This is a genomic window from Microbacterium allomyrinae (assembly GCF_020682705.1).
Taxonomy (GTDB): domain Bacteria; phylum Actinomycetota; class Actinomycetes; order Actinomycetales; family Microbacteriaceae; genus Microbacterium; species Microbacterium allomyrinae.
Genome location: NZ_JAGTTN010000010.1, coordinates 26,501 through 39,330, shown reverse-complemented (window position 1 = coordinate 39,330; position 12,830 = coordinate 26,501). Strand labels below are relative to the sequence as shown.

Sequence of the window (12,830 nt, the reverse complement as noted above, 5' to 3'; positions counted from 1 at the left end):
GGCGACACGGAACCGCCCCGTCTGAAGAGGCGCTTGATACGTTGGTTCGGTGACAGCCTCCCTCCCGGTGCCGAATGACATCGATCCGGAAGAGCCGGATCGTCACTCCGGCACGCCGGTGGTGCGGCTTCCGGCCGCAAAGGCGACGTCCGGCGAGCGCAGGGCACCTGCGACACCTCGAAAGAAGAAGGCGAGGCCGGCCCCGAAGACCGAGCGTCCCGTCGTGCCTCCGATGCCGGCTTCGGCGCCTGTGGAAGCCGTCCACCCGGGGCCGCCCCCACCGTTGCCCACCGATCTGGACGTTGCCGCGATCGTCGCCGCCGGCATCGTCGTTCCCCCCAGGCCGCCACTGCCGCCTGCCCCGCTCGTGTCGGGCGACGACGAAGCCGAAGCCGAAGCCGAAGCGGAAGCCGTGGTCGAAGCGGAAGCCGAAGCCGTCGTCGAAGCAGACGCCGACGTAGCCGAAGCCGACGCGGGTAACGACGAGGCGGACGCGGGTGCCGAGAGCGAGCCCGACGTCGAATCCATCGCCGAGCGCGACGCCGACCTCGACGTCGCCACCGAGTCCGAGCCCGAACCCGACGCGCTGCCCGAACCGGGCGCCGCGCCCGAGAGTGACGCGCTCCCCGAAAGCGACACCGCCTCGGATCTCGAGACGACGCCCGAGACCGGGATCGAGCCGGTGGGAGAGCCCGAGACACTTGCCGAGCCCGATGCAGACGCCGGGCCGGAGAGCGTCCTCGTGGCGCCGGCGGTTCTGCCGGCGGCGGCGGGCGACGTGCTCGTCCTGCGCGGCGTCAGCAAGCGATTCGGCAGCACCCATGCGGTGGAGGGCATCGACCTGACCGTGCCCGCCGGCACGTTCTATGGGCTGGTCGGCCCCAACGGCGCCGGCAAGACGACCACCCTCTCGATGATCGCGGGCCTGCTTCAGCCCGATCACGGGTCGATTCAGGTCGGGGGCGTGGATGCCGCAGCGAAGCCGCTCGCGGCGAAGAAGCTCATGGGCGTTCTCCCCGATCGGCTGCGCACCTTCGACCGGCTCAGCGGACGACAGCTGCTCTACTACTACGGCGTTCTGCGCGGACTTCCCGCAGCCGCGGTCGAGAGCCGCACGGCCGATCTCGCGCGCGCCTTCGATCTCGAGGACGCGCTCGGCCGAAGCGTCTCGGACTATTCGGCGGGAATGCTCAAGAAGGTCATGCTCGCAGGCGCCCTGATCCATTCGCCGAGGCTGCTCGTACTCGACGAACCCTTCGAGGCAGTGGATCCCGTCTCCAGCGCGATCATCCTCGACATCCTGTCCGCCTACGTCGCCCACGGCGGCACGGTGATCCTGTCGAGCCATGGCATGGAGTTCGTGGAAAGGGTCTGCACACGTGTCGCCGTGATCGTCGCGGGCCAGGTGCTCGCCGAAGGCACCGTCGACGAAGTGCGCGGCGAACTCACCCTCGAACAGCGCTTCGTCGAGCTCGCGGGCGGGCTCAGCGACGTGGAGGGCCTGGAGTGGCTGCACACGTTCTCCGACTGAGGTTCGCACTGCTGTTCGGCACTCTCCGCGGCGATGCGGGTCATGTGGTCCGCCTGGTCGTGGGTCTTGTGCTGCTCGCCGGCGCCACCGCCGCCGCGTGCTGGGCGCTCCTGACACTGCGCAGCGCCGATTCCGACGTGCTGTTGGCGGTCATGGTGCTGGGAGGTTCGGCCGTGACTCTCGGCTTCGCCTTGGCCCCGTTGTTCGGTGCGGCGGAGGATCCTCTCGACCCGCGTCGCTTCGCGGTCCTGGGACTGCCGCGGGGGCGCCTCGCCGCGGTGCTCGCCCTCGTCGGCCTCGTCAGCGTCCCGATCCTGGCGCTGCTGGCCGTGAGCATCTGCGCTGCGCTGGTGTGGATCGATCACGGCGCCCCGGCCGCCGCCGCCGTCACCGGGGTCGTGCTCGGCATCCTGACCTGCAGTCTGCTGGCCCGAGTATGCATGGCACTCGCGTCTCTGTTCCTGCGTGAGCGGCGCTCGCGCGAGCTCTCCGGCGTGTTCGTCCTCGCGGTCCTGGTCGTCGTCGTGCCGGTGGGCGTCTTCTTCGCGTCGCTCGAGTGGGGCGGAACGGTGCCGAGCCAGCTCGTGGATGCGGTGGCAACGCTCGCGCGGACTCCGATCGGTGCGGCGTGGGCCCTGCCCGGTCTCATCGCTGCCGGAAGCGGCGAGGTCGGGCTGACTCTTGCGGTTGCGCTCGCCACGATCGCCGCACTGGGAATCCTGTGGGCGTGGGCGGTGCGACGGCTGCTGACGACCACCGAGCGGCCGACGTCCGGACGCGATCGCGGGGGGATCGGCTGGTTCGCGGTCGCGCCCGGAACACCGGGAGGCGCGATCGCCGCGCGCAGTCTCATCTACTGGTTCGGGGACCGCCGCTACGTCGTGAACGCGATCGTGATCCCGTTCGCCGCGGTGATCACAGCGGTGCCGCTGCTCATCGCTGGAGTGCCGCCGCAGCTGGTGGCGCTCGTCCCGGTGCCTTTCGCCGCGCTGTTCCTGGGCTGGCTTCCGCACAACGACCTCGCCTACGACTCGACAGCGGTATGGATGCATGTCGCCAGCGGGGTACGGGGCGCGTCTGACCGTATCGGCCGGCTGGTGCCCGTGCTGCTCGTCGGGGTGCCGCTGCTCGCGATCGCGATCCCTGTGGCGATCTCGCTGCATGGCCGATGGGCGATGCTCCTGCCGATGGTGGGGGTCTGCGCATCGCTCTTCCTCGCGGGCCTCGGATTGTCGAGCGTGTCTTCGGTCGTCGCGCCGTACGCGGTGTCCCGCCCCGGCGAGAGTCCCTTCCAGCAGCCTCAGCGCACCGGTGCGGGCGGCGCGATCGCTCAGGCGCTCGTCATGCTCGGGGTGCTCGTGGTGACGGCTCCGGTGCTGTGGTGGGCGTGGCTCGCGCTGGGAGGCGACACCGAGGCCGCGACGACCGCTTTGTGGGGCGGCATCGCGATCGGGCTCGGCGTACTCGTCATCGGAGTGGCGATCGGGTCAGCGGTCTTCGAGCGTCGAGGCGGCAGGCTGATGGAGTTCGCGGAGTCGACCTGACGTGGGGCTGGACAGGCCCCCGCAGCACCGCGCGCGACTACACTGGCAGACCATGAGCACTCCGCTGGAAAGCCCGGACCAGGGGGGCCTGGCGACCCTCGATCGAGAGCTTGAAGAGCTCATTCGTGAAGAGAACATCGAACCCGGCGATCATGAGCGCTTCTCGCACTACGTGAAGAAGGACAAGATCCTCGAGTCGGCGATCACCGGAAAGCCGGTTCGCGCACTCTGCGGCAAGAAGTGGACGCCGGGCCGGGATCCCGAGAAGTTCCCCGTCTGCCCGACGTGCAAAGAGATCTACGAGTCCCTCGGCGGCTGATCTTCCCACCCGCGCCCCGGCGCCCGGGTCGTTACGACGCGTCGCGGTAGACCGTGGGGATGGCCGGATCCGATCGGCTGAGGGCGAGAGCGCGGACCGGGAGTTCTTCGCGCACACGCGAATGATGGGCGCGCGCCGCCTCGACGCCCGCGATTCCCCCGTGCGCAGCCTCCGGTTCGCCGTCGACGACGAGCGCCACCTGCAGAGCCCTGGCGTCCGGATGTGCCTTCGCGGTCGAGAGGTCCTCGAACCCGTCAGAGATGATGATCAGCTCGCTCGTGGCGGTGCCGGCATCGAGGACGCGGAACGCCGCTTTGCGTCCGCCCTTGGATCCCTTGTCGGTCGACGCCTTGGCCACCGCCACCCAGCCGCCCGCATCGTCCTGGCGAGCGACGAGCTTGTACACCATGCCCGCGGTCGGCGTGCCGGATCCCGTGACGACCGACGTTCCCACACCGTACGAATCGACGGGGGATGCCGCGAGTGCTGCGATCGCGTACTCGTCGAGGTCGCTCGTCACGGTGATCTTCGTGCTCGTCGCACCGAGCTCGTCCAACTGGGCGCGCACCGCCGCGGCGACCAGTGGCAGGTCGCCCGAGTCGATGCGCACTCCGCCCAGCTCGATGCCGGCCACACGGATGGCGGTGGCCACGCCCTCTCGCGTGTCATAGGTGTCGACGAGGAGGGTCGTGCCCGCACCGAGTGCGTCGATCTGCGAGCGGAAGGCCTCCTCCTCGGTGTCGTGCAGCAGCGTCCACGCGTGCGCGGCGGTGCCCATCGTGGGAATGCCCCACCGACGGCCCGCCTCGAGGTTGGACGTCGCGCCGAATCCGGCGATGTACGCGGCACGGGCGGCGGCGATCGCCGAAGACTCGCCCGCACGACGCGAGCCCATCTCGGCGAGCGGCCGGTCGCCGGCCGCGACGCTCATGCGAGCCGCGGCGGTTGCGACCGCGGAGTCGTGGTTCAGGACGCTGAGGGCGAGGGTCTCGAGCACGACCGCCTCGGCGAACGTGCCTTCGATCGTCAGGATCGGCGAGCCGGGGAAATACAGCTCTCCCTCGCGGTAACCGGTGATCGATCCGGTGAAGCGGTACCCCTCCAGGAAGTCGAGCGTCGCGGCATCCACCACCCGCTCGTCGCGGAGGAACCGAAGCTCGTCCTCGCCGAATCGGAAGTCTCTGATGAGCTCGAGAAGGCGACCGGTCCCCGCGACGACGCCGAAGCGTCGTCCTCCGGAGAGGCGGCGCCCGAAGAGCTCGAACACGCAGCGACGACCAGCGGTGCCGTCTCGCAGAGCGGCATCGAGCATGGTGAGTTCGTAGCGGTCGGTGTGCAGGGCGAGGCTGCGCGAGTCGCTCATGCGGGTCAGCCTACTGACCGCCTGGCGTAGGCTGGTTCATCGTGAACGATGCGCCGATCGGAATCTTCGACTCCGGGGTCGGCGGGCTCACCGTCGCGCGGGCGGTCTCGGCGCAGTTGCCGCGCGAGTCGATCCTCTACGTGGGCGACACGGCCCGCTCTCCGTACGGACCGAAGCCCATCGCGGACGTGCGCCGGTATTCGCTCGAGGTGCTCGACGCGCTCGTCGACGAGGGCGTGAAGATGCTCGTGATCGCCTGCAACACGGCATCCGCGGCGATGCTGCGCGACGCCCGCGAGCGGTACAGCGTGCCCGTGGTCGAGGTGATCGGTCCGGCGGTGCGCACCGCGATGTCGACGACGCGCAACGGCCGCATCGGGGTGATCGGCACCGCCGGCACCATCGGGTCGGGCGCGTACCAGGACATGCTCGAGGTCAACGAGCGGCTGACGGTCTTCGCGCAGGCGTGCCCCCGGTTCGTCGAGTTCGTCGAGGCGGGCGTGACGGATTCGCCCGAGGTGCTCGCCGTCGCCGAGGAATACCTTGCGCCGCTGCGGCACTCCGGCGTAGACACGCTCGTGCTCGGCTGCACCCACTACCCGTTCCTCGAGGGCGCCATCAGCTACGTCATGGGTCCCGACGTCAGTCTCGTGTCGAGCGACACCGAGACGGCGAAGGACGTGTACCGCCAGCTGGTCTCTCGCGACCTGCTGGCGGGTGCCGATGCCGCGCCCACCCACGTCTACGAGGCCACGGGCGCGTCGGCCGACGAGTTCCTGAGCCTCGCGCACCGCCTGATGGGCCGTGAGGTGAGCACCGTCCGGCTCGTGCAGACCGGGGCGATCGACCTTCCTCGTTGACTCGTGGCCGAGACGACCGTGTCGCACATCACATCGCTGTATGTCCCGAAGTCCATTGGATCCAACCGACGAAACCGATGAACTTCGAGACACGTCCCACCCGAAGAGGAGAGAAATGACGGAGATCGTTCGCGCCGATGGGCGCACCGTGGACCAGCTGCGCCCGATCACGATCGAACGCGGGTGGTCGAGCCACGCCGAGGGGTCGGCGCTGATCTCGTTCGGCGGCACGAAAGTGCTCTGCACCGCGTCGTTCACCAACGGAGTGCCGCGGTGGCTGACGGGCAAGGGCAAGGGGTGGGTGACCGCCGAGTACGCGATGCTGCCGCGTGCGACCAACAGCCGCAACGACCGCGAGAGCGTGAAGGGCAAGGTCGGCGGACGCACGCACGAGATCTCGCGTCTGATCGGTCGCGCTCTGCGCGCGGTGGTCGACACGAAGGCGCTCGGCGAGAACACCATCGTGATCGACTGCGACGTGCTGCAGGCGGACGGCGGAACGCGTACCGCGGCGATCACCGGTGCGTACGTCGCGCTCGCGGATGCGATCGAGTGGGGCCGGACGAAGAAGTTCATCGCTCAGAAGTCGCAGGTGCTCATCGACTCCGTCGCCGCCGTCTCGGTCGGGATCATCGACGGCGAGCCCATGCTCGACCTGGCCTACGTCGAGGACGTGCGCGCCGAGACCGACATGAACGTCGTCGTGACGGGCCGCGGCCTGTTCGTCGAGGTGCAGGGCACCGCCGAGGGTGCGCCTTTCGACAAGCGCGAGCTCGACGCGCTGCTGGAGCTGGGAGTCGCGGGCTGCGGCACGCTGCGCGAACACCAGCTCACGAGTCTGAACCCGATTGCCGAGCCGGTCGAAGCAGGAAACTGACGGATGCCGCGCCAGATCGTCCTCGCCACCCACAACCCGCACAAGGTCGAGGAGTTCCAGGCCATCGTCGCAGCCACGCGCCCCGACGTCGAGGTGGTCGGCTACGACGGCCCCGAGCCCGTCGAGGACGGCGTCACCTTCGCCGAGAACGCGCTCATCAAAGCCCGTGCCGCGGCATTGCACACCGGTCTGCCTGCTCTCGCCGACGATTCCGGCATCTGCGTCGATGTGCTCGGAGGCGCGCCCGGAGTCTTCTCGGCGTACTGGGCGGGACACGCGAAGGATGCCGTGGCCAACCTGAATCTGCTTCTGGACCAGCTCTCCGACATCCGCGATCCGCACCGTACGGCGCAGTTCGTGTCGACGATCGCGCTCGTGATCCCGGGCGAGGTGGAGACGGGCGAGCACGTGGTGACAGGGGTGTGGCCAGGCCGTCTCGCCGAGGCGGCTTCAGGCGGCGGCGGCTTCGGGTACGACCCGATCTTCATCCCGGACGGGCAGCCCGCCGATGCCGAGCGCACGATCGGCGAATGGGGCGCGAGCGAGAAGAACGCGGCCTCGCACCGCTCTCGCGCGTTCGCTTCGCTGGTGCCGCTGCTCACCGCGCTGTGACCCGGGCGGAAGTGAGAATCACGATCATTCCCGACTAGGCGACACAGCCGCCCGCAGCCGGATCCCGGGCTTAGCCTGGGCACATGCACGATCACGCGCCGACAGGGATCCGAGGCACCGGCAACCGCCGTCTGCTCGCGATCTCTCTCGCGATCACCGCGACGGTCATGGTCGTGCAGATCGTCGGCGCCGCCCTATCGGGATCCCTCGCGTTGCTCGCGGACGCGGCCCACATGTTCACCGATGCCGCGGCCCTCGTGATCGCGCTGATCGCGAGCACGGTCGCCGCGAGGCCCGCGAACGACCGACGCACCTTCGGTTATCAGCGCGCCGAGGTGTTCGGGGCACTCGTCAACGGGATCATCCTCATCGCGCTCTCTGTGTGGGTGGCGTTCGAGGCGGTCCTGCGCCTGATGGATCCTGATGAGGTCGAGGTTGCGGGCGGGCTGATGCTGATCGTCGCCATCATCGGCCTGATCGCCAACGCGGTTGCGATGTGGCTGCTGAGTTCGGCGCAGCGTCACAGCATCAACGTGCGCGGTGCATATCTCGAGGTGATGGGCGACCTGATCGGATCGGCGGCCGTCATCGTCGCCGCCGTCGTGATTGTCACGACAGGCTGGGCGCAGGCCGACGCGATCGCCTCGCTGTTCATCGCCGCGATGATCATCCCCCGTGCGATCGGGCTGCTGCGCGAGGTCGTGTCGGTCCTCGCCGAGTCCGCGCCCAAGGGCACCCACGTGCGCGAGATCCGCGACCACATCCTCGCCACCCCCGGGGTTGTCGATGTCCACGACGTGCACGTGTGGCAGCTCACGCGCGGAGCACCGGTCTTCACGGCGCACGTGGTCGTCGATGATGCGACGCTGAGGGACGGGCGTGCCGCCGGCATCCTCAGCCAGCTCCAGACGTGCCTGTCGCAGCACTTCGACGTGGAGCACTCGACGTTCCAGCTGGAGCCGTCGGGCCACGTCGAGCACGACGCGCACGCGTAGCCGGGCGTCTGCGCTCAGTCCTCCCTGCGGACCTCGGCGGGGGACTTGTCGGGGCGGAGACCTCGCCAGCGGGCCTGGCGCAGGATGCCGCCCGGTGTGAACTCGGCGAACTCGACCTCGCCGACCACTTCCGGTCGCACCCACAGGGCGTCCCTCGCGTCGAGGGCGGGCACGCCCTCGAACGGGTTCTCGTCCGTGCGCAGCGGCGTGAGCACCGCATCCAGATGCGCGAGGGTGGCGTCCGAGAATCCGGAGCCGACGCGCCCGGCATAGCGGATGATGTCCCCGTCGGGCACACCCACCAGCAGCGATCCGATGCCGCCGGAACGGCCGCCCCGGCCGGGACGGATCGCGCCGATCACGACCTCCTGCGTGCGGGTGAGTTTGACCTTGAGCCAGTCTTCCGAGCGCAGACCCCGGCGGTAGGACGAGGCGGGGTTCTTCACCACGACGCCCTCGAGTCCGAAGCGATGGCTGGCGGCGAGAGCGGCGTCCACGTCTTCGAACACCGGCGGCACGACGATGCGATCGATCGTCCCTCGGGCGAGGGACTCGAGGATCCCACGGCGCTGCGCGAGCGGCAGCGGCGCGGCATCCGTCCCCGCGTGAGACAGCACGTCGAAGAGGTAGTAGTGCACTGGGGTGCGGGGCGCTTCGCGTTCGATCTCGCGTGGCTTGGACAGATTCATCCGCGCCTGCAGGCGCGGAAAACTCGGGCGCCCCTGAACGTCGAGTGCGACGATCTCGCCGTCGACGACCGCCGGATCCGGTCCGAGGCCTGCGTCGACGCGCGTGAGCTCGGGATACTTCGCGGTGATGTCGTTGCCGCTGCGGGCGCGCAGAAGCAGCCGCCGGCCATCCCACACGCCGATCGCGCGGATGCCGTCCCACTTCACCTCGGCCCAGGGCTCGCCGTGCTCTCCGGCATCGGCCCAGTCCTGTGCCGCGCGGCGGGCGATGCCCGGCGACGCGTGCGTCGCGAGCATCGGACGCAGCTGCGACGGCGGCGGAGCGCTCGCAGCCGGCGGCGGATCGGCGTGCGACGCGTCGTCCGTGGAAGCCGTGGAGCCGTGCTCGGATGCCGCCACGACCTCGCCGTCCGGCTGCGGCCTGCCCGCGGCATCGGTCTTCATACGGTGCAGCAGCCACTGCGATCTCTCGCCCGCGCCCTCCGTGCGGATGAGTGCGAGGCGAACCCGGCCGAGGGGACCGCCGGGTCGCCCCTCCGCGGTGAAGATGACCTCGTCGTCGCGCCACTTCTCGAGCTCGTAGCGACCGTCGTCCCAGATCGTCATGGTGCCGGCGCCGTACTCGCCCTGAGGAATCGTGCCCTCGAACGACGCGTACTGCATCGGATGATCCTCGGTCATGACGGCGAGGTTGTTGCGCTTCGTCGAATGCGGGATGCCGCGCGGCACGGCCCAGCTCACCAGCACGCCGTCGCGTTCGAGGCGCAGGTCCCAGTGGAGGCGGCTCGCGTGGTGCTCCTGGATCACGAAGAGCGGAAGCTCGCGATGGTCGGCGGGGGCGCTCGTGGCGGATGCCTCGCCGAGGGCGTTCGAGGGGACCGGCTCCGGTGTGCGCCCTGCGCTGCGCTTGGAGATGTAGGCGGCGAGTGGGCCGTGGGGGGACTCGCGTCCACCCGCGTGGAATCCGAGGGCGGCCATCGGATCGCCGAACTCGTCGGCGCGTTCGAGCACCTCATCGAATTCGAGGTGGCGCAGATCCAGGTCGTCCAGCTCGTCCCACGTCCGCGGCGCCGCCACCGTCGGGCGGGCTCGGCCGCGCAGCGAGTACGGGGCGATCGTCGTCTTCGCGCCGTTGTTCTGGCTCCAGTCGATGAAGACCCGGCCGCCGCGGGCCGCCTTGGCCATCTCGCTCACCACGAGGTCGGGATGGTCCGCCTCGATCGCTCGGGCGAGCTCCTTGGCCACCATCGAGACCTCATCGCTCGTCTGGGTGCCGGGCAGGGCGGCATACAGATGGATGCCCTTGCTGCCGCTCGTCACGGGGTACGGCTCCAGCCCCATGCCCTGCAGGATCTCGCGCGCCCAGCGGGCGACCTGAGCGCACTCGGTGAGGCCCACCCCGGGACCGGGGTCCAGGTCCAGCACGATCCGGTCGGGGTTGCCGCGATCCCCGTCGGCATCGAAGCGCCACTGCGGCACGTGCAGTTCGAGGCTGGCGACCTGCGCGAGGTAGACGAGGGTGGGAACGTCGCCGATCAGGGGGTAGTCCTTCGTCCCCGTCGAGTGCGGGATCGGCATCCGTCGTACCCAGGGCGGCGCCCCGCGTTCGAGATCCTTTGCGAAGAAGTCGGGGTGATCGACTCCTTCGGGCCAGCGCTTGCGGGTCACGGGCCTGCCGATCACGTGCGGAATCAGCAGCGGCGCGATGCGCGAGTAATAGTCGAGCACCTCGCCCTTGGTGGTGCCCGTCTCGGGGTACAGCACCTTGCCGAGATTGGTGACACGCAGGCGGCGGCCGCCGATGCTCACCAGCTGCTCGTCGCCCGCCATGCGCCCAGGGTATTGGGCTCAGGGTAGCCGTGGGTGCTGTGACAGGTGTGTACTGGTGTGATGAGGGCGATCTGGAAGGGTGCGCTGACGTTCGGACTCGTCAACGTCCCGGTCAAGGTGTACTCCGCGACCGAGGACCACGATGTCTCGCTGCATCAGGTGCACAACACGGACGGCGGGCGCATCCGCTATCAGCGCAAGTGCGAGATATGCGGCGAGATCGTCGCATTCCAAGACATCGACAAGGCCTACGACGACGGCGAGCGCACTGTTGTGCTCACCTCCGACGACCTCGCATCGCTGCCCGCTGAGCGCAGTCGTGAGATCGACGTGGTCGAGTTCGTGCCGAGCGAGCAGATCGATCTGCTGACCCTCGACAAGGCGTACTACCTCGAACCGGATTCGACGTCGCCGAAAGCGTACGTGCTGCTGCGCAAGACACTGGAGCAGACTGATCGCACCGCGATCGTGCGGTTCTCGCTACGTCAGAAGACGCGTCTGGCGGCCTTGCGAGTTCGCGGTGACGTGCTCGTGCTGCAGACTCTGCTGTGGGCCGACGAGGTGCGTGAGGCGGCGTTCCCGGCGCTCGACGAGCCGGTGCGGATCTCGGCGAAGGAGCTCGAGCTCTCGGCCTCGCTGGTCGAGAGCTTCGCGAGCGACTTCGACCCCGAGGAGTTCACCGACGAGTACCAGCAGGAGCTGCGCACGCTCATCGACGCGAAGCTCGAGAAGGGCGATGCGCTCGACACCACCGAGACTTTCGGCGAGCACGAGGCCGAAGAGACCGGCGGGGAGGTCATCGACCTCATGGCGGCCCTGCGGGCGAGCGTGGAGAAGTCGCGCGCGGCGCGCGAGGGCGGATCGAAGACGACGTCGGGCAGGAAGGACGCCGGAGCGCCCGCGAAGTCCTCTTCCAAGGCGTCCGGCAAGAAGCCTGCGGCGAAGAAGAAGGCGTCCTGATCGTTCGGTCGTAAGGGGACTCAGGCCTTGGGGGCCTGGTCGCCGTCGTGCGTCTCAGGGCCGCGCTCGAAGATCTCGGGGTCGAGCACGAGGGCTTCGGCCTCGTCGTGGTCGGTCACGACGTCTTCGCCGGCCGCAGCAGCCTTCTTCGCCTTGCGCCGCTCGCTCAGGTAGTGCCAGAGCGTGATGACCGCCGTACCTCCGACCGCGATCAGCAGGATCACGTCGATGTACTCGGTGACGAGCTCGGCGACCCAGGGGATGAACCCGATGAGGTATCCGAACATGGTGAGGCCGAAACCCCACAGCACAGCCCCGATGAAGTTGTAGAGCGTGTACTTGCCCTTGTGCATGTGGCCGACGCCGGCTGCGACCGGGGCGAAGGTGCGCACGATCGGCACGAAGCGGGCGAGGATGATCGTGAGCCCGCCGAAGCGCACGAAGAACGCGTTCGTGCGCTCCACGTTCTTGACGCTGAACAGACCGCTCTCTTTGCGCTCGAACACCGCGGGGCCGGCCTTGTGTCCGATCAAGTAGCCGACCTCGCCTCCGACGAACGCGGAGAGGCCGATGAGCAGCGCGACCCACCAGACGCTGATTCCGAAGACTCCGTCAGGGGCGCCCGGCTGCGGGTGGGACAGCAGACCCGAGATGACCAGGAGCGTGTCGCCCGGCAGCAGGAAGCCGATCAGCAGGCCGGTCTCGGCGAACACGATGAAGCACACGACGAGCAGGGCCCACGGCTGCGATGCGGCGATGATCGCCGCGGGGTCGAGCCAGGGGATGAGGGCTATGGAGTGCACGTGCGGTTCCCGTCGGTCTGAGGTGGTCGGCGGTCGGCAGGGATGGGGATGCTGCGACACCCCTCGTGCGGAAGGTGGGACTTGAACCCACACGCCCGAAGGCACAGGAACCTAAATCCTGCGTGTCTGCCAATTCCACCACTCCCGCGAGTGGGTTCAGTCTACTGACGACCCGGAGGTGCGGCGGTGGGGCTGGCCCCCGGGATGCAGTCCGCGCTTCATGCTCAGCGACGGATGCCGAAGAGGAAGTAGCTCGCGGGTCCGATCCAGTTGACGAGGATCGCCGGGATCCACGCCGCCTTCGGCCCGTGCACCTCATCGGCCTCGCGGTGCGCGAGGTCCCAGAACGCGAGGAACGCGAACACGACCTGCACGATGCCCACGATCCCCAGTCCGAACTTCGCTCCGGGAGCGATCTCGGTCTTCGCCTTGGTCATGATCTTCCTT

At 69.0% G+C, this 12,830-nt stretch carries 12 protein-coding genes and 1 tRNA gene; 8 read left to right on the top strand and 5 right to left on the bottom strand.

Annotated features, from left to right (window positions below; translation table 11 throughout):
• The first annotated feature begins 49 nt into the window (after nucleotides 1-49).
• The 3 genes from KEC57_RS18420 to KEC57_RS18410 are packed head-to-tail and all read left to right on the top strand — an operon-like array spanning nucleotide 50 to nucleotide 3,394.
• On the top strand, nucleotides 50-1,531 hold the full coding sequence (locus tag KEC57_RS18420) for an ATP-binding cassette domain-containing protein (protein WP_229386158.1): 1,482 nt from the start codon (nucleotides 50-52) through the stop codon (nucleotides 1,529-1,531).
• Nucleotides 1,507-3,075 carry a hypothetical protein gene (locus tag KEC57_RS18415; protein ID WP_229386157.1) on the top strand — a complete coding sequence of 523 codons (1,569 nt, stop codon included), beginning with the start codon at nucleotides 1,507-1,509 and terminating at the stop codon, nucleotides 3,073-3,075. Before KEC57_RS18420 ends, KEC57_RS18415 begins: the two co-directional genes overlap by 25 nt.
• 52 nt (nucleotides 3,076-3,127) lie before the next feature.
• Nucleotides 3,128-3,394, top strand: coding sequence for a DUF3039 domain-containing protein (locus tag KEC57_RS18410; RefSeq protein WP_229386156.1), 267 nt, complete (start codon nucleotides 3,128-3,130; stop codon nucleotides 3,392-3,394).
• Between the two features lie 31 nt (nucleotides 3,395-3,425).
• Here KEC57_RS18410 and KEC57_RS18405 read toward each other — a convergent pair whose 3' ends face one another.
• Complete coding sequence (locus tag KEC57_RS18405) at nucleotides 3,426-4,757, bottom strand: nicotinate phosphoribosyltransferase (protein WP_229386155.1); 1,332 nt, start codon at nucleotides 4,755-4,757, stop codon at nucleotides 3,426-3,428.
• 41 nt (nucleotides 4,758-4,798) lie between these two features.
• Here KEC57_RS18405 and murI point away from each other — a divergent pair, with 41 nt between their 5' ends.
• The 4 genes from murI (at nucleotide 4,799) to KEC57_RS18385 (ending at nucleotide 8,101) form a co-directional block, all read left to right on the top strand.
• A complete protein-coding gene (gene murI, locus KEC57_RS18400) occupies nucleotides 4,799-5,617 on the top strand; it encodes a glutamate racemase (RefSeq protein ID WP_229386154.1) in 819 nt (272 codons plus the stop codon).
• 115 nt (nucleotides 5,618-5,732) lie between these two features.
• On the top strand, nucleotides 5,733-6,494 hold the full coding sequence (rph, locus tag KEC57_RS18395; RefSeq protein WP_229386153.1) for a ribonuclease PH: 762 nt from the start codon (nucleotides 5,733-5,735) through the stop codon (nucleotides 6,492-6,494).
• Between the two features lie 3 nt (nucleotides 6,495-6,497).
• Nucleotides 6,498-7,106: an RdgB/HAM1 family non-canonical purine NTP pyrophosphatase gene (rdgB, locus tag KEC57_RS18390; protein WP_229386152.1), complete on the top strand. Its 609-nt coding sequence runs from the start codon at nucleotides 6,498-6,500 to the stop codon at nucleotides 7,104-7,106.
• An 83-nt stretch (nucleotides 7,107-7,189) separates the two neighbouring features.
• Nucleotides 7,190-8,101 carry a cation diffusion facilitator family transporter gene (locus tag KEC57_RS18385; RefSeq protein ID WP_229386151.1) on the top strand — a complete coding sequence of 304 codons (912 nt, stop codon included), beginning with the start codon at nucleotides 7,190-7,192 and terminating at the stop codon, nucleotides 8,099-8,101.
• 14 nt (nucleotides 8,102-8,115) lie between these two features.
• Here the strand turns inward: KEC57_RS18385 and KEC57_RS18380 are convergent, their stop codons facing one another.
• Nucleotides 8,116-10,620 (bottom strand): ATP-dependent DNA ligase, encoded by a 2,505-nt coding sequence (locus KEC57_RS18380; protein WP_229386150.1) that lies wholly within the window; start codon nucleotides 10,618-10,620, stop codon nucleotides 8,116-8,118.
• Nucleotides 10,621-10,680: 60 nt separating this feature from the next.
• Between KEC57_RS18380 and ku the strand changes: the two genes are divergently transcribed.
• Complete coding sequence (ku, locus tag KEC57_RS18375; protein WP_229386149.1) at nucleotides 10,681-11,580, top strand: non-homologous end joining protein Ku; 900 nt, start codon at nucleotides 10,681-10,683, stop codon at nucleotides 11,578-11,580.
• Between the two features lie 20 nt (nucleotides 11,581-11,600).
• On the opposite strand, the gene KEC57_RS18370 is transcribed toward ku, so the two are convergent.
• The 3 genes from KEC57_RS18370 to KEC57_RS18360 all read right to left on the bottom strand — a co-directional run bounded on the left by KEC57_RS18370 (nucleotide 11,601) and on the right by KEC57_RS18360 (nucleotide 12,820).
• Nucleotides 11,601-12,383: a DedA family protein gene (locus tag KEC57_RS18370; protein WP_229386148.1), complete on the bottom strand. Its 783-nt coding sequence runs from the start codon at nucleotides 12,381-12,383 to the stop codon at nucleotides 11,601-11,603.
• A gap of 66 nt (nucleotides 12,384-12,449) precedes the next feature.
• Nucleotides 12,450-12,531, bottom strand: a tRNA-Leu gene (locus KEC57_RS18365).
• Nucleotides 12,532-12,607: 76 nt separating this feature from the next.
• Nucleotides 12,608-12,820 (bottom strand): PLDc N-terminal domain-containing protein, encoded by a 213-nt coding sequence (locus KEC57_RS18360; protein WP_229386147.1) that lies wholly within the window; start codon nucleotides 12,818-12,820, stop codon nucleotides 12,608-12,610.
• Nucleotides 12,821-12,830: the final 10 nt, after the last annotated feature.

Bases quoted from the DNA above. Each gene is read 5' to 3' on its own strand.
- rdgB (WP_229386152.1), top strand. From the start codon at position 6,498: ATGCCGCGCCAGATCGTCCTCGCCACCCACAACCCGCACAAGGTCGAG.
- rph (WP_229386153.1), top strand. From the start codon at position 5,733: ATGACGGAGATCGTTCGCGCCGATGGGCGCACCGTGGACCAGCTGCGC.
- ku (WP_229386149.1), top strand. From the start codon at position 10,681: ATGAGGGCGATCTGGAAGGGTGCGCTGACGTTCGGACTCGTCAACGTC.
- KEC57_RS18405 (WP_229386155.1), bottom strand. From the start codon at position 4,757: ATGAGCGACTCGCGCAGCCTCGCCCTGCACACCGACCGCTACGAACTC.
- KEC57_RS18385 (WP_229386151.1), top strand. From the start codon at position 7,190: ATGCACGATCACGCGCCGACAGGGATCCGAGGCACCGGCAACCGCCGT.
- KEC57_RS18380 (WP_229386150.1), bottom strand. From the start codon at position 10,620: ATGGCGGGCGACGAGCAGCTGGTGAGCATCGGCGGCCGCCGCCTGCGT.
- KEC57_RS18410 (WP_229386156.1), top strand. From the start codon at position 3,128: ATGAGCACTCCGCTGGAAAGCCCGGACCAGGGGGGCCTGGCGACCCTC.
- KEC57_RS18360 (WP_229386147.1), bottom strand. From the start codon at position 12,820: ATGACCAAGGCGAAGACCGAGATCGCTCCCGGAGCGAAGTTCGGACTG.